This window comes from Novosphingobium sp. B-7, from assembly GCF_000410615.1.
GTDB lineage: Bacteria > Pseudomonadota > Alphaproteobacteria > Sphingomonadales > Sphingomonadaceae > Novosphingobium > Novosphingobium capsulatum.
In genome coordinates this window covers 19,214-44,405 of the sequence record NZ_APCQ01000312.1, presented here as the reverse complement: position 1 = coordinate 44,405, position 25,192 = coordinate 19,214, and the positions used below count along the sequence as shown (strand labels likewise).

Here is a 25,192-nt window from a genome sequence, read left to right as displayed (position 1 = left end):
GGATGCGCCACAGCCGCTCGCGCGCGCCGCTCGCCTGCGCCGGGGCCAGATGATCGGTCAGCTGCTCGACCGCGCCCACGAAGTTCTGGTGGTAATAGCCGAACGCGGTGGTGCGGGTCAGCACCGTCACGTTGCCGAGCCGGCGCAGCGCCATGGCCTTGTCGGCCACTTCGCCCCACAGCGCCTGGTCCGACAGGGCACCGCCGCCCAGTTCGTCCTGCTCGTCGATCAGGATCACCCGGCCGCCGTCGGCCGCCGCCGCCAGCGCGGCATCGATCCCGGCCAGGCCGCCGCCCACCACCAACACTTCGCAATGGGCATAAGTGGCGTCGTAATGATCGGGATCGCGCTCCGTCGGGCTGGCGCCCAGCCCGGCCATGCGCCGGATCGCCGGCTCATAGAGCTTTTCCCAGGCCGAACGCGGCCACATGAATGTCTTGTTGTAGAAACCGGCCGGAAAGAACGCACCAAGGCGATCGTTGACCGCGCCCAGGTCGAACTTGAGCGAGGGATAGCGGTTCTGGCTTTGCGCGGTAAGGCCCTGATACAGCGGCACCGATGGCGCGCGCAGATTGGGCGTGCGCCGGCCCCAACCCGGCCCGGCCCCACCGCGGTCCACTGTCACCAAGGCATTGGGCTCTTCCGTCCCCATGCCCAGAATGCCGCGCGGGCGGTGATACTTGAACGAGCGGCCGAACAGCATCTGCCCCGATGCCACCAGCGCCGAAGCCAGGCTGTCGCCGGCAAAGCCGCGATGGGCGCGCCCGTCAAAGGTGAAATCCAGCGGCGCGGCGCGGTTGACGCGGCCGCCGGCAGGAAGACGATAGCCGCTCATTTACGCGGTTCCCCGGCCTTGTAGGTCTGTTCGAAACGATCGCTCACGGTATCGCGCACGGCATTGAAGAAACGCCCGCAACCGTGGGTATGCCGCCAGCGTTCATGGTGCCACCCGCGCGGGTTGCGGCGGATGTAGAGATAGTGCTCCCATTCCTCGTCGCTCAGCGTTGCGGGATCGAGCGGGCGTGCGATATGCGCCTCGCCACCATAGACGAATTCCACCTCGGGGCGGTCTTCTTCGCAATAGGGGCAATGAATCAACAGCATGGCTTGGTTCCCTGCGCCTTGCTCAGTGGGCCACGGCGGCTGCGGCCGCCTCGTCGATCATCCGCCCGTTGCGGAACCGATCGAGCGTGAACGGCGCGTTGATCGCGTGCGGGGCATCGTGGGCGATGGTGTGCGCCAACAGATCCGCCGCGCCCGGCGTCGCCTTGAACCCGCCGGTGCCCCAGCCACAGTTGACATAGAGGCCCTGAACCGGAGTCTTGCCCAGGATCGGCGAGCGATCGGGCGTCACGTCGACGATCCCGCCCCAGGTGCGCAGCATGCGCATGCGGGTAAAGATCGGGAAGATTTCGCAGATCGCCGCCAGAGTATGCTCGATAATGTGGAACGCGCCGCGCTGCGAATACGAGGTATATTGGTCGGTCCCCGCGCCGATCACCAGTTCGCCCTTGTCGGACTGGCTGATATAGGCATGCACCGTGTTGGACATGACCACGCAGGGGAAGATCGGCTTGACCGGCTCTGACACCAGGGCCTGCAGCGGATAGCTTTCCAGCGGGAATTGCAGGCCGGCCATGTTCATGACGACCGAGGTATTGCCGGCCGCCGATACGCCGATCTTCTTCGCGCCGATGAAGCCGCGCTCGGTCTCCACCCCCAGCACCGCGCCATCGGGCCCGCGCCGGATGCCGGTGACGGCGCAGTTCTGGATGATATCGACGCCGAGCGCCGTCGCTTTGCGGGCATAGCCCCAGGCAACGCTATCGTGCCGCGCGGTGCCGCCGCGCCGCTGCAACGCCCCGCCCAGCACCGGGTGGCGCGCATTGGGCGAGATATCGAGCGGCGGGCAATAGGCCTGGCATTCTTCCGGGCTCAACCATTCGTTGTCCACGCCGTTCAGGCGGTTGGCATGGATGTGGCGCTTGAAGCTCTGGATGTCGTGCACGTTGTGCGCGAGCATCAGCACGCCGCGCTTCGAATACATCACGTTGTAGTTGAGCTCCTGGCTCAACCCGTCCCACAGCTTGACCGCATGGTCATAGAGGTGGGCGCTTTCATCGTAGAGGTAGTTCGAGCGGATGATCGTGGTGTTGCGCCCGGTGTTGCCACCGCCCAGCCAGCCTTTTTCGATCACCGCAACATTGGTGATCCCATACTTGGCCGCCAGGTAATAGGCCGCGCCCAGGCCATGCCCGCCCGCGCCCACGATGATCACGTCATAGGCCGCCTTGGGTGCCTTGTCGGGCCATTGTTCCGGCCACGACTGGTGCCCCGAAAAAGCCTGCGCGATGAGATTGAGCCCGGAAAAGCGCATCATCTTATGGCTGTCCTGCCGCTTCCAGCGCGGCCTTGGCGCGCTCGACGTAGAAGGTCTTGAAGGCATCGACGAGGTTTTCCTCGAGCGCGTAGGGCCCGGGGCGATAGCCATCGGTGACGATGCCGGCGTGGTTCATTTCCGCCAGGTGGCGGTCCTGGCGGTTGGTCGCCTTCCACACGTGGGTCAGGTTCTCCACGGTGTAGTCTTCGCCTTCCACCGCATCTTCGTGCACCAGCCACGAGGTGCGCAGGATCGAACGATCCGGCCCCTGCGGCATCACGCTGAACGTCACCACGTGATCGCAGCAGAAGTGGTGCCAGGAATTGGGCTGGGTCCATACCGAAACGCTGGTCGGTTCGGCGTGCTCAACCGGCCAGATCAGCTTCCTGGAAGCCGGCTGCCCGTCCATGGTCTGCGACAGCGCCCCGTGCGCCAGGCTGAGGCGACCCACGCGATGCCAGCCGCCATCGGGAAATTCGACCAGGTCGCGCCACACGCCCATGGCTTTCCAGCGCTCCACCTGGGCAGTGATATCGTCTTCATCAGCCGCGTCGCCGTCTTCCGGGTTGCCCCGGCCAAAGCCCGATCCACTCAGCGAATTGAGCAGTTCGGGGTGGTTGGCCTCGCAGTGATAGCACTCGCGGTTGTTTTCCATGACTAGCTTCCAGTTGGCCGTGTCATGCAGGTCTTCGACCGCGGCCACCTTGAGCTTGTCCATGTTGTAGATGCCGATGGCGGCCGCGATGTCCTGCTTGGCCGGTTCGATCGGCGGCGGATTGTCCGCCAGGCAGATGAACAGCAGGCCGCCGCAGTTTTCCAGCGCCACCTGGCGCAGGTTGTGTGCGCCCTTGTCAAAATCGTCGGGCATGCCGCGCGCGGCGATCAGCTTGCCATCCAGGCCGAATGTCCAGAAGTGATAAGGGCACATGATGCGCGGCATCGTACCGGCCTGAACCTGGCAAATGCGCGATCCGCGATGGGTGCAGGTGTTATAGAACGCGCGCACCTCGCCATCGCGGCCGCGCACGATGAACACCGAGTTGTTGGCCATTTCAAAGACGTAGAAATCGCCAGGGTTCTTCACGTGGGCCACGGTACAGGCATAGAGCCACACCGACTTGAGCATCACCTCGGTATCGAAGCGAAAGGCTTCCTCGCTGGTGTAAAGCGCCTGCGGCAAGGTGTAGCCGGGGCGATCCTGGTTCAGCAGTTCGGCAATCGAAGCGAAATTGCGCATGGGAACTAGCTCCGCAATGCAAGGTTTTCGGGGTCGAAGGGCGAGTCTGGGATCACCACGGCCTTGTGCATCGTTCCGAGAATGGAAATCTCGAGTTCGGTGCCAAGGTTTGCGTGTTCGGGTGCGATCATCGCAAGCGCCAGCGACTTGGCCGTGCGCCAACCATAGCCGCCCGACGTGGCGCGGCCAACCAGTTGTCCATCGCGATAGATCGCTTCGGAGCCGCGGGCATCGGCATCGGTGACGCCCAGCACCTCCAGGGTAACCAGAGTAGAAGAAAGACCGGCTTCCTTCTTCGCCAGCAGCCCGTCACGGCCAACGAAGTCCGGCTTCTTCATGGATATGAAGCGTTCAAGCCCACTTTCCAGCGCGTTGTATTCCACGGAAAGTTCGCGCGGGATCAGCTTGTAGCTCTTTTCCAGCGCCATCGACGTCATCGCCCGGATGCCAAAGGGCTTGATGTCGAATTCGGCGCCGGCTTCCATCAGCTTGTCGAAGATGTAGTTCTGCATCTCGATCGGGTGGTGGAACTCCCAACCCAGCTCGCCGATGAAATTCACGCGCAGCGCATCGCACGGCGCCGCGCCGATCGAGATGCGCTTGCCCGTCAGCCACGGGAACGCCTCGTTCGACAGATCGGTGCGGGTCACCTTGGCCAGCACGTCGCGGGCACGCGGCCCGGCCAGAACCAGCACGCCCATTGCCGTGGTCAGTCGCTCGAACTTGACCGAACCGTCGGCGGGCAGCGCCTTGATCAGATAGTCATGATCGTGCTGCTCCAGCGCGCCGGCCGAGACCAGGTAATAGCTTTGCGGCCCGCGCTTATAGACGGTGAACTCGCTGCGCACGCCGCCAGCCGGTGTCAGCAGATACGACAGCGATACGCGGCCGATCTTCTTGGGCACCGCGTTGGACAACAGCTTGCCCAGCCATTCTTCCGCACCAGGGCCGGAAATCAGGCACTTGGCAAACGCGCTCATGTCCTGAATGCCAACCTTTTCCGTCACATGGCGGCATTCATTGCCAACATGCTCGAAGTAGTTAGAGCGGCGGAACGACCACTTTTCGCGGATCGGCGCGCCCGGCACATCGGGATGGTTGTGGTTGAGGAGGGTTTCGGGCCGATCGAGATCGGCGTCGCTCAGTTCATAGCCTTCGGGCGCGAACCAGTTGGGGCGCTCCCAGCCGAATACGCTGCCGAACACCGCGCCCAGCTTCTTCATGCGGTCATAGCACGGCGTCTGGCGCAGCGGGCGGGCAGCCTCGCGCTCTTCATCGGGATAGTGAACGGTGAACACCTTGGCATAGGCTTCCTCATTCTTTTCGATGAGATAGCCTTCGTCGGCATAGGTGCCGAAGCGGCGCGGATCGACCCCCATCATGTCGATGGTGGGTTCGCCGTCCACAATCCAGTGGGCCAGCTGCCAACCCGCGCCGCCGGCTGCCGTGATGCCGAAGCTGTGACCTTCATTGAGCCAGAAGTTCTTCAGCCCCGGCGCAGGACCGACGATGGGCGACCCGTCGGGCGTGTAGGCAATGGCGCCGTTGTAAACCTTCTTGATCCCCAGCTCACCAAAGGCGGGCACGCGCTCGATCGCCGAGAGGATATAGGGCTCCAGGCGTTCGAGAGCATCGGGAAACAGTTCATATTCGCTGTTGGCGGCCGGCCCCTTCACATAGCAGGCCGGTGCGCCGACTTCATACGGGCCAAGCAGCAGGCCGCCGGCTTCCTCGCGCATGTACCAGCTCGAGTCGCTTTCGCGCAGCACGCCCATTTCGGGCAGGCCCTTGGCGCGGCGCTCCATGATCGCGGGGTGCTGTTCGGTGACGATGTACTGATGCTCGACCGGGATCACCGGCACATCCAGGCCGACCATCGCGCCCGTCTGGCGGGCAAAGCTGCCGGTGGCCGAAACCACATGCTCGCAGGTGATCTCGCCCTGGTCGGTGGCCACCACCCATTCGCCGTTGGCCTTCTGGGTGATGCCCGTGACCGTGGTATTGCGCATGATCGTGGCGCCCCGCTGGCGCGCCCCCTTGGCCAGGGCCTGGGTCAAGTCGGCCGGCTGGATATAGCCATCGGCGGGATGCTGGATCGCGCCGAGCACCCCGTCCATCTGTGCCAGTGGCCAGATTTCATGCACTTGCTCAGGGGTGAGAAAGTTTACGTCCACCCCGATGGTCTTGGCCACGCCCGCATAATAGCGGTATTCGTCCATGCGATCGGGGCTGTTGGCGAGGCGAATGTTCGACACGCGCGAGAAGCCGACGTTGAGGTCGGTTTCCGCTTCCAGGCTGGGATAGAGATCAACCGAATACTGGTGCAGCTTGCCGACCGAGTAGGACAGGTTGAACAGCGGCAGCAGGCCGGCGGCATGCCAGGTAGAGCCCGAGGTCAGTTCCTTGCGCTCGATCAGCACGACATCGGACCAGCCCATCTTGGCCAGGTGATACAACGTGCTGACGCCGACGACGCCGCCACCAATCACCACAACGCGCGCACTAGTCTTCATGTCATGCCTCGGCTTTGCTTGGCTGCCTATTTGCAGAAGGGCTATTCCAGCGCGGGAACCGGCGCAATCACGGTGCCACACCATTTTGGAAACTAATGCGAGGGATTAGAAATAATGCTTGTCCCAAGGTCGGGGTGCGCGGCGTTTCGAGTCCCGCCACCGCGCCATTTCGAACCCGCGCCCCCGGCCCTGCCGCCACGGCGCCCGGCACGGTAGGGCATTAGGCAAGTTAATGAGAGTAGTAAGTAGGTGTTATTACCAAGCAAAACTGGTGCAGTTAATTTTATATCCTAAAATCATATACTTGATCTTTATGATACCGTAATCCCACAAGGCCGGAAGAAAGCTTTTCCACTGTTGCTGAAGGCTTGCTGCGCCTGCGTTCCTGATGCACGATCCCGGTGCAGGTATTGTGCCCCCGAACGAGGGGCCGGCTTGGAGGGAAGCTGTCATGCGTCACCTGGTATTCTCGGGCACTGTCCTGAATCAAAAATCTGTTCTCCAACACTTTGGTGCGCGTGCGCGCCATGGCCGATCGGGCATCCGCATCATGGCGCTGGCCGCCACGGCGCTGATCCCCGGCCTGGCCCAGGCCCAGGCGCCCGCCCCGGCCCCGGCCGAAACCGCCGCCGCCCCACAGACCGACAACGGCACGGGCGACATCGTGGTGACGGCACAGCGCCGCGAGCAGAAGCTCAACGACGTGGGCATCGCCGTCTCGGTCATTTCCGCCAAGGACTTGCGCGCGCTCAACATTAACAACGCCACCGATATCGTGCGCGCGATCCCCAACCTGAAATACAACGCCTATGGCTCGAGCCAGGTGGTGTTCAACATTCGCGGCGTGTCGCAGAACGACTATGGCGACCAGCAGGAACCGCCGGTTGCCGTCTATCAGGACGACAGCTACGCGGCCTCGATCACCACGGCCGGCTTCCCGATCTTTGACCTGGCCCGCACCGAGGCGCTGCGCGGGCCGCAGGGCACCCTGTTTGGCCGCAATGCCACCGGCGGCGCGGTGCAGTTCATTTCCAACCAGCCCAGCCACGAGTTCGGCGGCTATCTCTCTGCCACCACCGGCAGCTTCAACCAGTCGATCTTCGAAGGCGCGGTCACCGGCGGGCTGACCCAGACGCTCTCGGCCCGTGTTTCGGGCGTGTATGATCGCGATTCCGGCTATATCAAGAACCTGCTGCCCGGCGGGGCCAATCTGGGCGCCAACAACCATTGGGCCACGCGCGGCATCCTGCAGTGGGATCCCACCAGCGATTTCCGCGCCCGCCTGACGGTGCGCTATACCCAGGCAGATCACGAGCGCCAGGCTGGCGTCTATACCCTGACCCCGGCTTGCCCCAATGCCCAGTTCCAGGGCGAATTCCTGGCGGCCAACCAGGTTTGCGACTATTGGAACAACTATGGCGGCACGTCGTACAACGGCGGCGTGCCCGGCTCGGTCGCCAATGGCTATGCCAACCCGGCGATCACCGCCACCCAGGGCGGCAACCCGTGGCAGACCTATAGCGCGGGCGAAAACTATGTGAACCGCAAGCAGTTTGCCGCCACGCTGCGCCTGGAAGCCAAGCTTGGCGCGTTCGACGTCACGTCGATCACCGATTACCAGAACCTCGCCAAGTTCTATATCGAAAGCGATGATGGCGTGCCCGGCCTGCCCTATGTGGAAGGGGCCGCACTGCCGCCCTTCACCACTGGCCCCTGCGCCAGCGCGCCCAGCGTCACCTGCTATGCCTCGGGCACGATCTTCTATCAGCGCGCCCGCACCCAGCAGATCACGCAGGAACTGCGCGCCGCCACCCATTTCGGCAACAACTACCTGACCATGGGCGCGTTCGGCATGCTGCTGACCGGCAACTATGGCGCCAAGTATGCCACGCCGTTCGACCAGTACGATCCCACCGTGCAGTTCTACCAGCGCACCAAGTCCTTCGCGGTCTTTGCGCAGGACGAATACAAGTTCGACGATCACTGGAAGCTGATCCTGGGCGCCCGCTACTGGCGCGACAGCAAGCTGGCCTGGTACCGCGCGGCAGAGGCAATTTCGGGCCTCACCGTCAACTGGGGCCCCAGCGGTATCAACTTCTTCGATCCCACCGGCGCAGCCCAAGCCAGCGGCATCACGGTCACGCCAGCGGCCGCCTCACCCACCTATGACGGCGTCACTGCCCGCGCCGAGCTGGATTACAAGCCCGGCCCCGATACCCTGCTCTATGCCAGCTACAACCGCGGCTCCAAGTCGGGCGGGTTCACGTTCTCCACCGGCACGCCGTTCCCCGGTCAGGCCCTGATCGATACGCTCAACAACATTCCCTACCGGCCCGAGACGCTCAACGACTATGAAGTGGGCCTCAAGACCAAGATCGGCCGCAATATCCAGTTCAACCTTGCGGCATTCTACTATGATTACAAGAACTACCAGGCCTATGTTCAGGTCGGTTATACGCAACTGGTGCGCAACCTGCCTGCCACCATCAAGGGCGTGGAAGCCGAACTGACCGCCCACCCGATCGAAGGGTTCACGCTCCAGGCTTCGGCCGCGGTGCAAGACAGCAAGGTCAAGAACGTGCTGCTGCCTGATGGCGTGACAGTCGTGAACCACGATCTGCCCCAAGCGCCGGGCTTTTCCGGCAACGCCCTGATCCGCTATGAATTCGGCATGGGCGGCGCGCGCGTCTCGCTGCAGGGTGACGCGCTCTACACCGGCAAGTTCTGCTTCTCGGTGCTCTGCGCGCCAGACGAGCGCGAAGGCGCCTATCACGTGGAAAATGCCCGCATCGGCGTGATCCCGGCGGGCGGCAAGCTGGAACTGGCGTTCTTCGTCAACAACCTGTTCAACCGGGTCTATCGCTCCTACGCCTTCGACGGCTCGCTCTATTGGGGCGATGCGCTGAGCGTCTATGGCAAGCCGCGCACCTGGGGCCTGACCGCCCGCATCAACTTCGGCAACTGACCCATGCCCGGGCCGAACCTGTGACGGGTTCGGCCCAGGTTTTCCGACAAGACATGATGACGGCCATGGCGCATCCGGGCCACGTGGGGCGGCGAGGCGATTGCAGCTGTGGATAGACTGTGATCTATCTTGCCAAGTTCCCTGCCCCACCGGAAAGTGAGGCCCATGAAGACCCTGCGCCAGGCTGTCCTGATCCTGCTTGCCTCTGCCGCCATGGGCGGCGGCGCCCTGATGCTCAACGCCTGCACCAGCGCGCGGGCTGATACGCCAAATACGGGGGCTGATCGCGCGGCGGCGCCCATGGCCGGCGCCGAATGGCCGCTGACCGGGGGTGATACGGCGGGCACCTGGTATTCCGCGCTGGCCGATATCAACGAAACCAACGCCGCCACGCTGGGCTATGCCTGGTCTTACGACATGGGCACCGAACGCGGCCAGGAAGCCACGCCCCTGGTGGTCGGCGGGGTGATGTATACCTCTGGGGTGTGGGGCAATGTCTACGCCCTCGATGCCGCCACCGGCGCGCTGCTCTGGCAATATGATCCCGAAGTGGATGGGCAGTGGGGCCGCAATGCCTGCTGCGACGTGGTCAACCGCGGGGTCGCCTATCGCGACGGCACGGTGTTCGTTGCGTCGGAAGACGGGCGGCTGCACGCGATCGATGCCAAGACTGGCAAGGCCCGCTGGATTGCCGATACCATCATCAACCACAAGCAGCCCTATGCCTCTACCGGCGCGGTGATCCTGACCAAGGATGCCGTGGTGATCGGCAATGCCGGCGCCGATATCGGCGATGGCGATCTGCGTGGCTATATCTCGGCCTGGGATATCAAGACCGGCGCGTTCAAATGGCGCTTCTTCACGGTGCCGCCCGCGCCCGGACAGCCGTTCGAGCATCCCGAGCTGGCCATGGCGGCCAAATCATGGGGGCCCAACCGCGATGGCCGCACCCAGAACGGCGGCACGGTGTGGGATGGGTTGTCCTACGATCCCGAAACCGACCAGATCGTGTTCGGCACCGGCAACGCCTCGCCCTATCTGCGTTCGGCCGACGGGGTGCGGCATAATGACCTGTTCAACGCCTCGATCATCGCGGTCAATGCCCAGAGCGGGCGGATGAACTGGTACTACCAGACGACGCCGGGTGACGAATGGGACTATGACGCGGTCCAGAAGTTCGTCTTTGCCAACCTGACCATCGCCGGCCAACCCCGCCGCGTGGTGATGCAGGCCTGCAAGAACGGCTTTTTCTATACGCTGGACCTGAAAACGGGCAAACTTCTGTCGGCTGATCCGTTCACCTATGTGAACTGGGCCAAGGGCGTGGACCTTGCCACCGGCCGGCCGCTGGTTACCGAGCATGCCGACTATTCGAAAAGCCCGAAGAACGTCTATCCTTCGTGGGCCGGCGGGCACACCTGGAACCCGATGTCGTTCAGCCCGCAGACCGGGCTCGTCTATATTCCCGCGATCGATGCCGGCAACGTGCTGCTCAATATGAAGGCCAACGGCGGCTCGCTCACCCATCTCGAAGGTTTCTTCTCGTCGGACGGGATTTTCCCCGACGATCTCTATGACCCCGCCGCGCTCAAGCGCGTGTTCGGGCCGCTGCCGGCCAAGGACGATCTGCAGAAAGAGCGCCCTGGCGTGAAGCTGGTGCGCGAGGTGCTGCGCGCGTGGGATCCGGTGGCCAGGAAGGTGGTGTGGGAACGCGTTACCTCGCAAGGGGTGCGCGGCTATGACGGCGGGGCGCTGAGCACGGCGGGCAACCTGGTGTTCCAGGGGCGCGGCGATGGCAGCTTGTGGATCTACAACGCCCGCACCGGCGCGCCGATCAAGACCATCCAGACCGGCAGCCACATCATGGCCGCGCCGATGACCTACAAGATCGGCGGCGTGCAATATGTGGCGGTCCAGGCCGGCTATGGCGGATCGGGCATCACGTTCCCGATCCCGCCATCGAGCGCGGCCTATGCCAACCGCAACGCCAACCGCATCCTGGTGTTCAAGCTGGGCGGTGGCGCGGTGCCGATGCCCGACAAGCGCGAGGTTCCGCCCTACCTGCCGCCGCCGCCGGGCAAGGCCAGCCCGGCGCTGATCGCCCGGGGCGAGGACAAGTTCACCGAGAACTGTTCGCGCTGCCACGTGCTGGGCACGCCCGGTGTCACGCCCGATCTATCGCGCCTGCCGCCCGAAGTGCATGCCAGCTTCAACGATATCGTGCTGAAAGGCGCGCTGGCACCGATGGGCATGGCCCGGTTCGATGATGTGGTGACAAAGGCCGATGTCGAGGCCATCCATGCCTATCTGATCGACCAGCAGCGCCAGGGTTACCAGGCGCAACAGTCTGCCAAGAAAGCGAGCCACTGATCATGTCTGCATCTCCCCCCGGCGAAGCGCTGGCCCATTCCTTGAAGCCGCGCCATGTCGCCATGATTTCGATCGGGGGCATCATCGGCGCCGGGATCTTCGTGGGATCGAGCGCCGCGATCCACATTGCCGGGCCGGCCGTGCTGCTGACCTATGCGCTATGTGGCATGCTGGTCTTCGTGATCATGCGCATGCTGGGCGAAATGGCCATGGCACGCCCGGGCGTCGGCTCGTTCACCGGCTATGCCGCGCTGGGGCTTGGCCCCTGGGCCGGGTTCACCACGGCCTGGCTCTATTACTATTTCTGGGTCATCACCATCGCGGTGGAGGCGATCGCCGGCGCCAACATGCTGATGCCGTTCATTCCCCTGCCGATGTGGGCGCTGGCCGCGCTGCTGATCGCCGCGATGACGCTGGTGAACCTGTTCTCGGTCAAGACCTATGGCGAGTTCGAGTTCTGGTTCGCCTCGCTCAAGGTGATCACGATCATCGGGTTCATGGCCCTTGGCCTGGCCTATATCTTCGGCTTCGGGCCAGGACTGGCGCGGCTGACCGCCGGCTTTGCCAGCCATGGCGGCGCGTTTCCCATGGGGCTAGGCGCGGCGTTCACCGCCATTCCGGTGGTGATCTTTTCGATGATGGGTTCGGAAGTGGCGACCATCGCTGCCGTGGAAACCGAAGACCCGGCGCGCAACATCGTGCGCGCGGCGCGCACCGTCACCTTGCGCATCATGTTCTTCTACATCGGCTCGATCGCGGTGATCCTGGCGATCCTGCCCTGGGCCAATGTGGTTTCGGGCAAGTCGCCGTTCGTGGCGGCGCTGTCGATCATCAAAGTGCCCGGCGCGGAAGCGGTGATCGGTGCGGTGATCTTTACCGCGATCGTCTCGTGCCTCAATTCGGCGATCTATGTCACCTCGCGCATGCTGTTTGAAATGGCGCAGCGTGGCGATGCCCCGGCAGCGTTCGGGCGGGTTTCGGCACGGCGTGTGCCGGCGCTGGGCATCATCGTTTCGGGCGTGGCCGGCTTTGCCGTGGTGCTGTCTTCGGTATTTTCGCCCGATGCGCTCTTCACGTTCCTGCTGCAATCGTCGGGCGCGACGATCCTGTGCGTCTATCTGCTGATTTCCCTGAGCCAGATCGCCCTGCGCCGCCGGCTTGATGCTGCGGGTGAGCAGTTGACGGTCAAGGTCTGGGCGTTCCCCGTGATTTCGTGGACGGCAGTGGGCGGGATTATCGCCGTGCTGGTGATGATGGCGATGATGCCCGATCAACGCCTGCAGGTGGCGCTGAGCCTGGCGGTCTTTGCCGCCTGCGTCAGCGCCCATTTCCTGCGCCGGCAGCGCGCCCGCAACGCCCAGGTCGCCTGATCGCGAGACCCATCGTGGCCGATCGCAACCGGGGCGATATCCCGTTTGCGATCGGCCAACGACATGCTGGGATCGACCAGCGTCTTTGCTTTCAACCGCAACCATCCGCTATCGCGCGAAGGTGGTTGCCATTGCTGTGGCAGCCCTTCCCCCCCGCTGCCGCGCCCGGCGCCCCCCTCAATACGGGCGCGGCAGCCACTTTGTAACGGACTTGCCGATGAACCGCCGCCACATCCTCAAGGCCGGCGCCGCCAGCGCCGGGCTGGCCGCCCTGTCGAGCCTGGGCACTGCCCGCGCCGCAACCACCGCTTCCACCATGCCTGCCAACGATGCGGCTTCCAGTTCCGGCGAAGACCGGCGGCTCAATGCCCTGTTCGACAGCATGCTGGCCGATCAGCTGGCGCATTCGCCCGAAATGGCCACCGGGCTGGGCGTGGACAGCGGGGCGCATGCCGGCGCCAAGGCGCGTCTCGATGATCGCTCGCTCCACGCGTGGGAAGATGCCAAGGCCCGCACCGCGCGCGACCTGGCCGCCCTGCGCAAGATCGACGCCGCCAAGCTGACCGGCAACAACCGCTGGAACTATGCCAGCATCCTCTATTCCACCCAGCTCAACGATACGATGAACCGCACCTTTGCCACGGTCGGTTCGCCCTATGTCGTCACGCAGCTGACCGGCTGCTATCAGCAGATTCCCGATTTCCTCGATAGCCAGCACACGATCGCCAATGCGGCCGATGCCGATGCCTATCTTTCGCGACTGGATGCCTTTGCCACCGCGATCGACCAGGACAGCGCAGCCGTGCGCCACGACGTGGCCGCAGGCGTGGTGCCGCCCGATTTCATCCTGGCCAAGGCCCTCACCCAGCTCAAGGCGCTGCGCGACGTGCCGGCGGCGCAGTCCAACATGGTGTCGTCGATCGTCCACCGCACGGCGGAGCAGCACATCCCCGGCCAGTGGCAGGCCCGCGCCGAAGCCATCGTGGCCAAGCGCGTGCAGCCCGCCCTCGATCGCCAGATCGCGCTGATGGAAAGCCTGCAGCCCAAGGCGGTGCACACCGCCGGCGTTGCCCGCCTGCCCAAGGGCGAGGAACTCTATCGCCTGTCGCTGCAGAGCTATACCACCAGCGACATGGCGCCGGAGGAAATCCACCGCACCGGCCTGGAGCTGATCGCGCAGCAAAGCGCGCAGGCCGACGCCATCTTCAAGAGCCAGGGCTATACCCAGGGCACCGTGGGCCAACGCCTGCGCGCGCTCTATGACGATCCCAAGTTCCGCTATCCCAATACCGACGAAGGCAAGGACAAGCTGCTGGCCGACCTCAACCGCCAGGTCGAGGCGATGGAAGCGCGCCTGCCGCAGTATTTCGGCACTCTGCCCAAGACCAAGCTGGACATCCGCCGCGTGCCCAAGGCCACCGAGGCTGGCGCGCCGGGCGGCTATTACCAGAATGGCTCGCTCGACGGCACGCGCCCGGGCGCCTATTACATCAACCTGCGCGATACTGCCGAAGTGCCGAGCTGGACGCTGCCCACGCTGACCTATCACGAAGGCGTGCCGGGCCACCATCTGCAGCTCTCGCTGGCGCAGGAAGCCGGACTGCCGACGCTGCGCAAGATCCAGTTCTTTTCCGGCTATGGCGAAGGCTGGGCGCTCTATGCCGAACAGCTCGCGGTGGAAATGGGCGTCTATGAAAACGACCCGCTCGGCCATGTCGGGCAGTTGCACGACAGCATCTTCCGTGCCGTGCGCCTGGTGGTGGACAGCGGCATGCACGCCAAGGGCTGGAGCCGCGAACAGGCGGTGAAGTTCTATACCGACACCATCGGCGATCCCGAAACCATGGCGATCACCGAAGTGGAGCGCTATTGCGTGTGGCCGGGCCAGGCGTGCAGCTACATGCTGGGCAAGCTCGACTGGCTGCGCCTGCGTGCCAAGGCGCGCGCGGCGCTGGGCAGCAAGTTCGATATCCGCACGTTCCACGATGCCGGCCTGCTGCCCGGCGCAATGCCGCTGCCAGTGCTGGACCAGTGCATCGACGGCTATATCGCCGCGGCGCTGGCCTGATCAGGCTAAACCGACAGGGTGGCGTGGGACCCCGGATCAAGTCCGGGGTGACGAGAAATGATTGAAGTGAGGACGTCGCCCCGGACTTGATCCGGGGCCCCACACGCCCCTACGAATTACTCATCCCACGGCGGAATTTCCCCTGCGCCCACCTTGCTCGACGTGCCGAGCAGGAACCCGCCATAGACCTCGGTCGCGTCGGGATAGGCCTTGTTCATTGCCGCAGCGATCTCTGCCGACGAATGGCTGGCGGCACGCGCGGCCACGAACGTCTTGATATAGTCCCGCGTCCAGCCGATCGCGCCATTGTCGTTGGCCGCGCCGGGGTGGCGATGCCCAGCGATCACCGTCACCGGATGCAGCGCATCGAGGCGGTCGAGCGTGGCGAGCCAGGCCGCATAGCGCGCCGGCGTATGTTCACCCAGCCACACGTGCACGCCATTGTAGAGCACGTCACCCGCCACCAGGGTGCGCGCCTGGGCATCCCACACCACGGTCGAATCGACATGATCGCCCTGCATCGGCCCCAGTACCTGCAGGCGATGCCCGTCCAGGTCGATGCTGTCGCCGGTCATCGCCACCGGTTGCACCGGGCGGCGGGGCGCGTTGGTGCCCAATTGCCCGCTCCAGCGCTTGAACTTGATCGGGATGGACCGGGCCATATCGCGCGCCGCCACCGGATTGGCCACGATCTGCGCATCGGGAAAGGCATCGGCCAGCACATCCAGCCCGAAGAAGTGATCGGGATGATCGTGCGTGATCACGATGGTCTGCAGATGCTTGCCGCTATCAAGCACGGCAGCAGCGACGCGATAGGCATCGGATCGGGCAAACGGCACGTCGACCAACACCGCGTTCTTGTCTCCCTTGATCAGGGTGACATTGGCAAACATGCTGATCGGGCCGGTGGGAATGACCTCGTATTGCAGCGGTTTTTCCGCTGATTGGGCCAGGGCCGGTGTCGCGCCCAGCAGCGCTGCGGCCAACATGAACATAGGCATCTTCATGATAGAGGTCTCCTTCCACGCGCGGACGTTTTTCAATGCGCCGTCTGCCCGCCATCGATCACGAACAGCGCGCCGTTGCAGAAGCTGGCGGCATCGGAACACAGGTGCAGCACGGTGCCGGCCACTTCCTCGGGCGCGCCGGCCCGGCCCGATACGTTGTGGGCAAAGAACGCCTGCCTGAAATCGTCGCTATCGAGCCAGGCCTGCGTCATCGGCGTGGCGATGAAGCCCGGCGCGATGGCGTTGATGTGGATATTGCGCGCCGAATATTCCACGGCTGCCGCCTTGGTCAGGCCCACGACGGCATGCTTGGCGGCAACATAGTGCGCCATGTTGGGATCGGCGACGAGCCCGGCGACCGAGGCGGTATTGACGATCGCCCCGCCGCCGATGCTGAGGAAATGGCGGATCTGCGCCTGCATGGCATAGAATACGCCCTTGATATCGACATCAAAGATCAGGTCGAGGTTTTCGGGCGGCACTTCATGGAAGGGCAGCGGCGGCGGCAGCACGCCGGCGTTGTTGAACGCCATGTCGAGCGAACCATAGGTATCGAGCGCCAAGGCCACGAGATCGGCATGGACACGCGCATTGCGCACGTCAGCCTTGCGGAAGGTGGCGCGGCCACCGGCATCGACGATGGCTTGCGCGATCCGGGCCGCATCCTCGTTCCAGTCGCCGATCACCACGGCGGCCCCTTCGCGGGCAAAGGCGGCGGCGGTGGCCGCGCCGATGCCAGTGGCGCCGCCGGTGATCACCACGGTCTTTCCGGTAAAACGCATCAGATGATCCCCGATTTGCCAGGCGCGAGAATCCCGTTGGGATCGATCGCGTGCTTGAGCGTTGCGTTGAAGCGGCGGTTCACCTCGCCATATTGCTGCGCCACCAGGTCCATCGAATTGACCCCGGTGCGATAACTGGCCCAGCCCTGTGCGCCAAAGCGCACCACCAGTTCCTTGTAGCAGTCATCGGCGCGCTGGTGCTCGGCCGCATCGGCCTTGTCGAACAGCAGGGCGATGATGTGGTGCAGGTCGCGCCAGCCGATCGCGTAGGCGGCGGTATAGTCGAAGCCGTGGCGCGATACGATTTCGCGCGCCAGCGCCGTCTGCCGCTGTGCCTCCACCCCGCGCGCTGCGGCCACTGGCGCAAACCAGGCCAGACCCCCACCCGATCCGCGCCAGCGCAACAGGCCGATCTCGTCGAGGTTGAGGCCACCTTGCATCAGGGTCTGGTGGTGGTGGAACCACGGGTTGTCGCCCATTTCGGCCGCAGTCAGCACTTCGCCGCCGCTGGCGGTGAGGCTGGCGCGGATGATCGGCTCTACCCCCGCGATCGTCTGGTCGGTGCCATAGAGCGCGAAATAGGTGTTCCACATGCCCAGGCCATTGGCCTTGGCCGCTTTCTTGACGCTGTCATCGTCGAGCGGGGCGCCATCGGGCACGATCTCGTTGCGCCGCTTGAACATGGCGAGCTGGTAGCTTGCGCTCATCATCAGGTTGCAGTTGGCCACCAGGTTCGACACGCGCAGCGGGCGCATCGCCTCGATGATGCGGGGCACGTCGGCCATGTCGCCATGGCGCACCATGAACGGCTTGTAGACCGGCGGCCTGGGCATCAGCCACATGCCCATCTTGGTAACGATGCCAAAGTTGGATTGGGTGAACAGCCCGTCGAGATAGGGGCCATAGCCCCACTTGAACGCCTGCCAGGCCGTGCTGCCCTTGATGCTGCCCATGCCGGTGCGCATCACCTCGCCACTGGGCAGCACCACTTCCATCCCGCACTGGAACATGAAGTGTTCGCCATAGGGCGTGTATCCCACCCCGCGATCGAGCGTATTGCCCACCGGCGAGGCGATCGGGCCGACCGTGGGCACATCGATCCACAGCGGGATCTTGTTCTCGTCGAGATAGTCCTTGAGCTGCTGATAGGTGACGCCGGGCTCCAGCAGGCAGGTGCCAAGCTCGGCATCGACCTCCAGAATGCGGTTCATCCGCTTGAGATCGAGCACGACCTGCCCCGGCGTGGCCGGAGACGTCATGCCATAGCCCATGTTCTTGCCGGTCGAGACGGTCCACAGCGGCTGGCGATACTGGTTGGCGATGCGCACGATCGCCTGCACTTCTTCCAGCGATTGCGGGCAGACCGCACCCACCGGTTTGTAACGGTGCGCCGGATCGGGGATATAGGCCTTTTCATAGGGGGCCACGGCGTCTTCATCGCCGAATACCCATTCCGCCCCGACGACACCGCGAAAGGCCTTCATCGCGCCGGTAAAGTCCGCCATGCTGCGTCCCGGGGCGAGCGGTGCCGGGCTGGCGGCGCTGGCCCCGGTGCCCAGGCCGATGCTGGCAGCACCGACCAGGCCGGCGCCCAGCAGGCCACGACGATCGAGATCGAGGCTCATTGTCCGTGCTCCTCCTTGCGGGCCGGGCTTTGCGAAACCCATTGCGACAGGGCATCGAGTTCGGCGGGGGGAATTTCGGTGGGGCGGAACGCCGGCATCGCGTTTTGCCCATGGCGCACGATATAGCGGACAGCCTCGGCCGGCAGGCCACGCCCCAGGATGATCGGGCCCACGTTGCGGCCATGGCAATAGCCGCAAACCTTGGCATAGACCTGTTCCGGGCTACGCTGGGGCAAGACTTTACCCAGTGCCTGGCGCACGGGTAGAGCCACAGCCGGAGCGCCTCCCTGCTGGGCAAGCGCGGGCGTCGCCGGCAGCGGCAGGGCAGCCGCCAGCATGATCAGCATGGACCTTGTCATCATCCCCTCTTGTCTGCCGGGCCGCGCGTTTGTGCCTGCGCGTGCCCTGCCCTTTAGGGTGTATCCCCCGACCCGCCCGCGCGCCACGGCCAGCGGCAGCCAGCGTTTCACGCGGTGAAAACAGCGCGCACAACGCAGACAGGGCGATCGATCCACGCTATGGATCGATCTTCCTTCAAACTATCGACGAATGGCAGATGCGTTTCAAAGGTCTCGATCTCAACCTTCTGGCCGCCTTCGACGTGCTGCTGGAAAGCCGCAGCGTTTCGGCCGCCGCACGGCAGATGAACCTGAGCCAGCCGGCGATGAGCGCGGCGCTGACCCGCCTGCGTGAATACTTTGCCGACGAGCTGCTGGTGGTTCAGGGCAAGCGCATGTACCCAACCGCCTTTGCCGAGGCGCTGGTGCCACAGGTGCGCGATACCCTGCGCTCGGTCGAGGCGATGCTGGCGGCCTCCAACCGGTTTGATCCGGCAACCACGCAGCGCACGTTCCGCCTTGTGGCGTCGGACTATGTCGTGACCGCCGTGCTTGCCCCCCTGCTGCAGGCCTTGCCGCGCCTGGCGCCCGGCCTGCGCATCGAACTGGTGCTGCCCAGCGACGCTGCCCATACCGAACTGCGCGAAGGACGCGCCGACCTGCTGATCGCACCGGAGCAATTCATCCTGTCGGACCATCCCAGCGAATTGCTGTGCGAGGAACGCCACGTGGTGATCGGCTCCAGCCACAACGCCGCCTTTGCCGATGGCGGCCCCAGCCTGGAGGCATTTCTGACCGCCGGCCATGTCTCGGTGCGGATCGGCGCCTTGCGCGATCATGCCTTTGCCGATCGCCAGCTCAACCAGATGGGACTGGAACGCAGGATCGAGATCGAGGTGCCTTCGTTCAGCACGATCCCGTGGGTGTTGATGGACACGCAGCGCCTGGCGGTTATTCAGGAGCGGCTGGCCCGCCGCCTGGTCGCGGCCTTTCCGCTGGCGATGGCGCCGCTGCCGTTCGCGTTTCAGCCGATGCGCGAAATGGTGCAATATCACCGCACGCGCAGCAGCGACGAGGGGCTGCGCTGGCTGATGGCCCGCCTGCGCGAAGTGGCCTATCGCAGTTGATCCATTCCATGGATGGATGATGATCAAAACAATCTAGTATCCAAATTCGTATTCACCCCTAGGATGCAGGTCATAACCAGCCCTTGGGGAGAGACCTGACGTGCAAGACTTGCCCGTGCTTGTGGTGGGCGCCGGAATCGGCGGCCTTTCCGCCGCCATCGCGCTGCGCCGCGCCGGCCACCGTGTCACCGTGATTGAAAAAGACCCGACCTGGTCGGTCTATGGCGTGGGCATCATCCAGCAGTCCAACGTGGTGCGCGCGATGGAACAGCTGGGCGTGCTCGATGCCTTCCTCGATGCCGCCTGCGGATTTGACGCGGTGGAAATCTATGTGCCCGATGGCACCCGCGTGGCGCGCGTGCCCACCCCGTCGCTGGTCGAAGGACGCCCGTCGAACGTGGGCATTGGCCGCCGCGCGCTGCAGAAGGTGCTGGGCGACAGCGCCCGCGAACTGGGCGCCGACATCCGCCTGGGCCTGACGGTCACCGCGCTGGACGAAGCCGATGATGGCGTGGACGTGACGCTGTCCGACGGCAGCACCGCGCGCTATGCCGTGGTGATCGGCGCCGATGGCGTCTATTCGCAGACCCGCCAGATGATCCTGCCCGATGCGGAAAAGCCGCAGTTCACGGGCCAGGCGGTGTGGCGCTACAACTTCCCCCGCCCGGCTGATCTCGATGCGCTGCACGTCTACAACGGCCGCATCGGCATTGGCCTGGTGCCGGTATCGCCCGACACGATCTACATGTACGTCACCACGCCCGAGCCGGACAACCCGCGCTATCCGCGCGAGGGGCTGGCCGCTGCGATGCGCGGCAAGCTGGTTGGCGCCGCGCCGCAGATCCAGGCCCTGGCCAGCCAGATCACCGATGATGACGGCGTGGTCTATCGCCCGCTGGAAGGCATGATGATCCATGGCCCCTGGCACAAGGGCCACGTGGTTCTGCTGGGCGATGCCGTCCACGCCACGACCCCGCACCTGGGCCAGGGTGCCGGCATGGCGATCGAGGATGCCCTGGTGCTGGCCGAGGAACTGACCGCGGCCGACAGCGTGGAAGAGGCGTTCAGCGCCTATCGCGCCCGGCGCTATGAACGCTGCCGCTATATCGTCGAAAGCTCGCTCGCCATCTGCATGGGCCAGTTGGGCAAGGGCCCGCCGATCGACAACCACAAGGCCACGGCCGAGATGTTTGCCATGGTCGCCCAACCGATCTGATATTTTTTGCCTTCTTGCCAAGGATTGCCAAGCGATGAGCCGAGTGACCGAAATCCGCTATGTCGGATATGGCGTCGAAAACTATGACGCCGAACGCGCCTTTTACGCCGATGACTGGGGCCTGGACGAAGTGGCCGCCACCGATGACATGGTGTGGTTCAAGGCCCAGGGCCATGACGAACACCACGTCGTGCGCCTGCACAAGGCCGAGGTGAACCACGTCGAAGTGATCGCCTTTGCCGCCGACACCCCGGCCGATGTGGACGCGCTGCACGACAAGATCATCGCTGCCGGCTGCAAGGTGATCCATGCCCCTGCCACGATGGATGCGCCGGGTGGCGGCTATGGCTTCCGCTTCTTCTCGCCCGATGGCCTGCCGTTCGAGATTTCGGCCGATGTCGCCCGTGGCGACAAGCGCACGCTCGCGCATTGGGAAGGCGTGCCGGTCAAGATCAGCCATATCGTCATGCACTCGCCCGATCACCAGGCAATGGTCAAGTTCTTTACCGATGTGCTGGGCTTCAAGGTCTCTGACTGGCTGGGCGATTTCATGTGCTTCCTGCGCTGCAACGAAGCCCACCACCGCGTTGCCATCCTGCCTGGGCCGCCCTGCCTTAACCACGTCGCCTATGACATGCTCTCGGTGGACGACATGATGCGCGGCGCCAGCCGCCTCAAGAAGCGCGGCACCGATCTGCGCTGGGGCCCGGGCCGCCACACCGCCGGCAACAACACCTTCAGCTATTTCACCACGCCCGCCGGCTTTGCCGTGGAATACACCGCAGACCTGGACCAGGTCGATTTCGAAACGCACGAGGCCCAGGTCCATGTGCCGGCGCCCTCGATCATGGACCAGTGGGGCATTGGCGTGGGCGGCCCGCAGACCATGCCGCATCCGGCGCCCGATGCGCGCCTGTTCCAGCCGGCCGGGGTTTGATCGTCATGGCGCTGTTTGAATACTTTCCGAACTACATCTGGAACCTGTCGGTTGCCATCGCGATGGAATCGGGTGGCCGCATCGGCGAAATCGTCGACATGTGCCAGCCGATCAAGGACGCGGCGGCCAACGGTGCCGACGCCGGCACGCCGCAGTTCATGAAGGCCTGGGTCGCCATGGGCGACAAGCTGCTGGAACTGGCTGGCGAGGACGAAGCCAAGGGTCGCATGCTCTCGGCATCGAACAAGCTGGAGCGCGCTTCGCTCTATCTGTTCACCGCAGAGCGCATGCAGGGCCATGGCGCGCCGGGGCGCAAGGAAACCTACGCCAAGGCGCGCGCGGCGTTCGACAAGTCGACCCAGTTGGGCAAGATCAACCGCGAGCGCGTGGAAATCCCGCTGGAAAACGGCACGATGCCGGCCCTGTTTACCCGCGCGCCGGGCGAAGGGGCAAAGCCGGTGGTGGTGTTCTGCAACGGCCTCGATAGCTGCAAGGAACTGCTCTACTGGACCAACCTGCCGACCGAACTGGCACGCCGCGGCATTTCCACGCTGTGCGTCGACCAGCCCGGCTCGGGCGAAACGCTGCGCCTGCAAGACCTGCCGGTCGATCCGCATTCGGAAAGCTGGGCTTCGCGAGCGGTGGACTGGCTGGAGCAGCAGCCCGAAGTCGATCCCAAGGCGATCGGCATGACCGGCATTTCGCTGGGCGGGCACTTTGCCCCCCGCGCCGTCGCCTATGAACCGCGCTTCGCCTCGGGCGCGGTGTGGGGTGCCAACCACAACTGGCGCGAAGTGCAGGACAAGCGCATGGCGCGCGAGGGCGAAAACCCCGTGCCACACTATTGGGCACACGTGCACTGGGCATTCGGCGCCAAGGACCAGGACGATTTCCTCGCCAAGTCCGAAGCGATGAACCTCAATGGCCACATGGATCGCATCAAGGTGCCGTTCCTGGTCACCCACGGGGCCAACGATCGCCAGATCAGCGTGGCCTATGCCGATGATCTCTATGACCAGCTGGTCAATTCGCCGCGCCGCGAAAAGGTGATCTTCACCCCGCGCGAAGGTGGCGTGGAGCATGTCGGGGCCGACAACATGTCGTATGGCCGCGATCTGCTGGCCGATTGGTTTGCCGAAACCCTGGGCGGCCATACCGCCTGATACGCTACGCCTGACAAGACCAGAATGCCGGCGGCGCGCACCTTCGTGCTTGCCGCCGGCATCACCAAGAGAGGATCCCCCCGATGGCCCGCCGTTTCATCGACCTGTCGATCACCCTGTGCAACGACGTGGTCAGCGACCCGCCGTTCATGCGCCCCGAGATCACCTATCAGACCCACCCCGATACCGTGGGCGAGCTGGGCCATTTCTTTCCCGGCGTGACGCAGGAAGACACCATCGATGGCGCCGGCTTTGCCGCGGCGGAATGGGTCAAGCTCACCACGCACAACGGCACGCATCTTGATGCGCCGTGGCATTTCCACCCCACCATGGACGGCGGCAAGCGCGCCATCACCATCGATGAAGTGCCGCTCGAATGGTGCTTCCAACCCGGGGTCAAGCTGGATTTCCGGCACTTTCCCGATGGCTATGTGGTCACCGCGCAAGACGTGGAAGACGAACTCGCCCGCATCGGCCACGATCTGCGGCCGCTCGACATCGTGCTGGTCAACACGGCCGCCGGTGGCGCCTTGGGGCGCCCGGATTTCGTCAACGTGGGCTGCGGCATGGGCTATGAAGCCACGATGTACCTGACCACGCGCGGCGTGAAGGTGACCGGCACCGACGCCTGGAGCTGGGACGCGCCGTTCAGCTATACTGCGGAAAAGGTCAAGGAAACCGGCGATACCTCGCTGATCTGGGAAGGCCACAAGGCGGGCCGCGACATCGGCTATTGCCACCTGGAAAAGCTGCACAACCTGGAAAGCCTGCCGCCGCACGGGTTCATCGTCAGCTGTTTCCCGCACAAGATCCAGGGCGCATCGGCCGGATGGACCCGCGCCGTCGCGATCATCGAGGAGTGACCGCGATGCGCCTGGCAACCTTGCGCAATGGCACCCCCGATGGCCAGCTGGTGGTGGTCTGCGCCGCCGGGGCGCGCTACCTGCCTGCCGGCCCTGCCCTGCCCAACCTGCTGACCGCAATCGAAAACTGGAGCAGCGCGGAAACCACGCTGGCCGCGCTCGCCAGCGAGCTGGCCGATGGCGCCGGCCTGCCGCTCGATCCCGCGCAACTCGCCGCGCCGCTGCCACGCACCTGGCAATGGCTCGATGGTTCGGCCTTTGGCACGCATGGTGACCTGATGCAGGTGGCCTTCAACATGCCGCCGATCGAAACCGATCTGCCCCTGATGTACCAGGGCATGTCGGACCGTTTCTATGGCCCGACTGATCCGGTGCCCTTTGCCGATCCTGCCCATGGCATCGATTTCGAAGGCGAATTTGGCGTGATCGTGGACGCCGTGCCGATGGGCACCAGCGCGCGCGATGCCGCCGCACACATCAAGCTGGTCGTGCAGATCAACGACTGGTCGTTGCGCACGCTGGCCCCGATCGAGATGAAGACCGGGTTCGGCTGGGTCCAGGCCAAGCCGGCGTGCAGCATGGCGCCCTTTGCCGTGCCGCCGGCCGCGCTTGGTGATGGCTGGCATGACAATCGCGTCGCGCTGGACCTTGTGGTGGATTGGAACGGCGCGCCGTTCGGTCACGCCAATGGCCGCGCCATGGATTTCAGTTTTGCCGAACTGGTGGCTCATGCCGCCCGGACGCGCGATCTGGTCGCCGGCACCGTGATCGGATCGGGCACGGTGTCCAATCCCGAATATGCCACGGTGGGATCAAGCTGCATTTCCGAACGCCGCGCGATCGAGATCATCGCCGATGGCAAGCCGGCCACCGCCTTCATGGCGATTGGGGATCATGTGCGGATGGAGGCGCGCGCCGCCGATGGCAGCACGCCTTTTGGCGCGATTGACCAGCAGGTGGTGCAAGCCTCCCTCCCCGCCGCAAGCTGAGCGATATCTGAAAAGTTGGCGGGGCGAAGTGCGGCGCCCCGCCAAAAGTTCAGGGAGATCAGGACGGCAGCCAGCCATCCGCAAGCGGGCAGAGGGTCATGCCCGTTGCCCGATCGGTTTATTGATAATGGATATCAATTGCAAGAGCAAAATATGCGCGTTGCCCTGCGCCTGTTTCGATTTGGAATTTGTGGCGCGCCGTGCGCAACCGTTCACACGATTGCCCTGAACCCGCGATTATC

General features: G+C 64.5%; 19 protein-coding genes. 10 read left to right on the top strand and 9 right to left on the bottom strand.

Annotated features, from left to right (window positions below; all coding sequences use genetic code 11):
• From H926_RS0104305 to H926_RS0104285, 5 genes are all read right to left on the bottom strand, one after another.
• On the bottom strand, positions 1–835 hold an 835-nt coding region (locus H926_RS0104305; protein WP_028657571.1), incomplete at its 3' end, for a 2Fe-2S iron-sulfur cluster-binding protein.
• On the bottom strand, positions 832–1,104 hold the full coding sequence (locus tag H926_RS0104300; RefSeq protein WP_022675221.1) for a sarcosine oxidase subunit delta: 273 nt from the start codon (positions 1,102–1,104) through the stop codon (positions 832–834). The genes H926_RS0104305 and H926_RS0104300, both read right to left, overlap by 4 nt.
• A gap of 22 nt (positions 1,105–1,126) precedes the next feature.
• The gene (locus tag H926_RS0104295) at positions 1,127–2,380 is read right to left on the bottom strand and encodes a sarcosine oxidase subunit beta family protein (RefSeq protein ID WP_022675220.1); all 1,254 of its coding nucleotides are present in this window, start codon (positions 2,378–2,380) and stop codon (positions 1,127–1,129) included.
• Position 2,381: 1 nt separating this feature from the next.
• Positions 2,382–3,617 (bottom strand): SRPBCC family protein, encoded by a 1,236-nt coding sequence (locus tag H926_RS0104290; protein ID WP_022675219.1) that lies wholly within the window; start codon positions 3,615–3,617, stop codon positions 2,382–2,384.
• 5 nt (positions 3,618–3,622) lie between these two features.
• Positions 3,623–6,130, bottom strand: coding sequence for an FAD-dependent oxidoreductase (locus tag H926_RS0104285; RefSeq protein WP_022675218.1), 2,508 nt, complete (start codon positions 6,128–6,130; stop codon positions 3,623–3,625).
• A gap of 451 nt (positions 6,131–6,581) precedes the next feature.
• On the opposite strand from H926_RS0104285, the gene H926_RS25570 reads away from it, so the two are divergent.
• The 4 genes from H926_RS25570 (at position 6,582) to H926_RS0104265 (ending at position 14,903) form a co-directional block, all read left to right on the top strand.
• Complete coding sequence (locus H926_RS25570; protein ID WP_082209000.1) at positions 6,582–9,095, top strand: TonB-dependent receptor; 2,514 nt, start codon at positions 6,582–6,584, stop codon at positions 9,093–9,095.
• A 165-nt stretch (positions 9,096–9,260) separates the two neighbouring features.
• A complete protein-coding gene (locus tag H926_RS0104275; protein WP_022675216.1) occupies positions 9,261–11,465 on the top strand; it encodes a PQQ-dependent dehydrogenase, methanol/ethanol family in 2,205 nt (734 codons plus the stop codon).
• Positions 11,466–11,467: 2 nt separating this feature from the next.
• Positions 11,468–12,835 (top strand): amino acid permease, encoded by a 1,368-nt coding sequence (locus H926_RS0104270; RefSeq protein ID WP_043607777.1) that lies wholly within the window; start codon positions 11,468–11,470, stop codon positions 12,833–12,835.
• A gap of 217 nt (positions 12,836–13,052) precedes the next feature.
• Positions 13,053–14,903: a DUF885 family protein gene (locus H926_RS0104265; protein ID WP_022675214.1), complete on the top strand. Its 1,851-nt coding sequence runs from the start codon at positions 13,053–13,055 to the stop codon at positions 14,901–14,903.
• A gap of 116 nt (positions 14,904–15,019) precedes the next feature.
• On the opposite strand, the gene H926_RS25565 is transcribed toward H926_RS0104265, so the two are convergent.
• From H926_RS25565 to H926_RS30695, 4 genes are read right to left on the bottom strand one after another with little or no spacing between them, the layout of a single operon-like run.
• Positions 15,020–15,910, bottom strand: a complete 891-nt coding sequence (locus H926_RS25565) for an MBL fold metallo-hydrolase (protein ID WP_022675213.1) — start codon at positions 15,908–15,910, stop codon at positions 15,020–15,022.
• 32 nt (positions 15,911–15,942) lie between these two features.
• A complete protein-coding gene (locus tag H926_RS0104255) occupies positions 15,943–16,692 on the bottom strand; it encodes an SDR family NAD(P)-dependent oxidoreductase (protein ID WP_022675212.1) in 750 nt (249 codons plus the stop codon).
• Positions 16,692–18,317, bottom strand: coding sequence for an FAD-binding oxidoreductase (locus H926_RS0104250; RefSeq protein ID WP_022675211.1), 1,626 nt, complete (start codon positions 18,315–18,317; stop codon positions 16,692–16,694). Before H926_RS0104250 ends, H926_RS0104255 begins: the two co-directional genes overlap by 1 nt.
• Positions 18,314–18,676 (bottom strand): cytochrome c, encoded by a 363-nt coding sequence (locus tag H926_RS30695; RefSeq protein WP_237740974.1) that lies wholly within the window; start codon positions 18,674–18,676, stop codon positions 18,314–18,316. The genes H926_RS0104250 and H926_RS30695 overlap by 4 nt, the downstream gene beginning before the upstream one ends.
• 197 nt (positions 18,677–18,873) lie before the next feature.
• Between H926_RS30695 and H926_RS0104240 the strand changes: the two genes are divergently transcribed.
• The 6 genes from H926_RS0104240 (at position 18,874) to H926_RS0104215 (ending at position 24,950) form a co-directional block, all read left to right on the top strand.
• Positions 18,874–19,782: a LysR family transcriptional regulator gene (locus H926_RS0104240; RefSeq protein WP_022675209.1), complete on the top strand. Its 909-nt coding sequence runs from the start codon at positions 18,874–18,876 to the stop codon at positions 19,780–19,782.
• A gap of 100 nt (positions 19,783–19,882) precedes the next feature.
• Positions 19,883–20,998, top strand: a complete 1,116-nt coding sequence (locus tag H926_RS0104235) for an FAD-dependent oxidoreductase (RefSeq protein WP_028657567.1) — start codon at positions 19,883–19,885, stop codon at positions 20,996–20,998.
• Positions 20,999–21,032: 34 nt separating this feature from the next.
• On the top strand, positions 21,033–21,935 hold the full coding sequence (locus H926_RS0104230; protein ID WP_022675207.1) for a VOC family protein: 903 nt from the start codon (positions 21,033–21,035) through the stop codon (positions 21,933–21,935).
• 5 nt (positions 21,936–21,940) lie between these two features.
• Complete coding sequence (locus H926_RS0104225; RefSeq protein WP_022675206.1) at positions 21,941–23,098, top strand: S9 family peptidase; 1,158 nt, start codon at positions 21,941–21,943, stop codon at positions 23,096–23,098.
• Between the two features lie 83 nt (positions 23,099–23,181).
• A complete protein-coding gene (locus tag H926_RS0104220) occupies positions 23,182–23,961 on the top strand; it encodes a cyclase family protein (protein WP_022675205.1) in 780 nt (259 codons plus the stop codon).
• Between the two features lie 5 nt (positions 23,962–23,966).
• A complete protein-coding gene (locus H926_RS0104215; protein WP_028657566.1) occupies positions 23,967–24,950 on the top strand; it encodes a fumarylacetoacetate hydrolase family protein in 984 nt (327 codons plus the stop codon).
• Positions 24,951–25,192: the final 242 nt, after the last annotated feature.

Bases quoted from the DNA above. Each gene is read 5' to 3' on its own strand.
- H926_RS0104300 (WP_022675221.1), bottom strand. From the start codon at position 1,104: ATGCTGTTGATTCATTGCCCCTATTGCGAAGAAGACCGCCCCGAGGTG.
- H926_RS0104295 (WP_022675220.1), bottom strand. From the start codon at position 2,380: ATGATGCGCTTTTCCGGGCTCAATCTCATCGCGCAGGCTTTTTCGGGG.
- H926_RS0104290 (WP_022675219.1), bottom strand. From the start codon at position 3,617: ATGCGCAATTTCGCTTCGATTGCCGAACTGCTGAACCAGGATCGCCCC.
- H926_RS0104285 (WP_022675218.1), bottom strand. From the start codon at position 6,130: ATGAAGACTAGTGCGCGCGTTGTGGTGATTGGTGGCGGCGTCGTCGGC.
- H926_RS25570 (WP_082209000.1), top strand. From the start codon at position 6,582: ATGCGTCACCTGGTATTCTCGGGCACTGTCCTGAATCAAAAATCTGTT.
- H926_RS0104275 (WP_022675216.1), top strand. From the start codon at position 9,261: ATGAAGACCCTGCGCCAGGCTGTCCTGATCCTGCTTGCCTCTGCCGCC.
- H926_RS0104270 (WP_043607777.1), top strand. From the start codon at position 11,468: ATGTCTGCATCTCCCCCCGGCGAAGCGCTGGCCCATTCCTTGAAGCCG.
- H926_RS0104265 (WP_022675214.1), top strand. From the start codon at position 13,053: ATGAACCGCCGCCACATCCTCAAGGCCGGCGCCGCCAGCGCCGGGCTG.
- H926_RS25565 (WP_022675213.1), bottom strand. From the start codon at position 15,910: ATGAAGATGCCTATGTTCATGTTGGCCGCAGCGCTGCTGGGCGCGACA.
- H926_RS0104255 (WP_022675212.1), bottom strand. From the start codon at position 16,692: ATGCGTTTTACCGGAAAGACCGTGGTGATCACCGGCGGCGCCACTGGC.
- H926_RS0104250 (WP_022675211.1), bottom strand. From the start codon at position 18,317: ATGAGCCTCGATCTCGATCGTCGTGGCCTGCTGGGCGCCGGCCTGGTC.
- H926_RS30695 (WP_237740974.1), bottom strand. From the start codon at position 18,676: ATGACAAGGTCCATGCTGATCATGCTGGCGGCTGCCCTGCCGCTGCCG.
- H926_RS0104240 (WP_022675209.1), top strand. From the start codon at position 18,874: ATGCGTTTCAAAGGTCTCGATCTCAACCTTCTGGCCGCCTTCGACGTG.
- H926_RS0104230 (WP_022675207.1), top strand. From the start codon at position 21,033: ATGAGCCGAGTGACCGAAATCCGCTATGTCGGATATGGCGTCGAAAAC.
- H926_RS0104225 (WP_022675206.1), top strand. From the start codon at position 21,941: ATGGCGCTGTTTGAATACTTTCCGAACTACATCTGGAACCTGTCGGTT.
- H926_RS0104220 (WP_022675205.1), top strand. From the start codon at position 23,182: ATGGCCCGCCGTTTCATCGACCTGTCGATCACCCTGTGCAACGACGTG.
- H926_RS0104215 (WP_028657566.1), top strand. From the start codon at position 23,967: ATGCGCCTGGCAACCTTGCGCAATGGCACCCCCGATGGCCAGCTGGTG.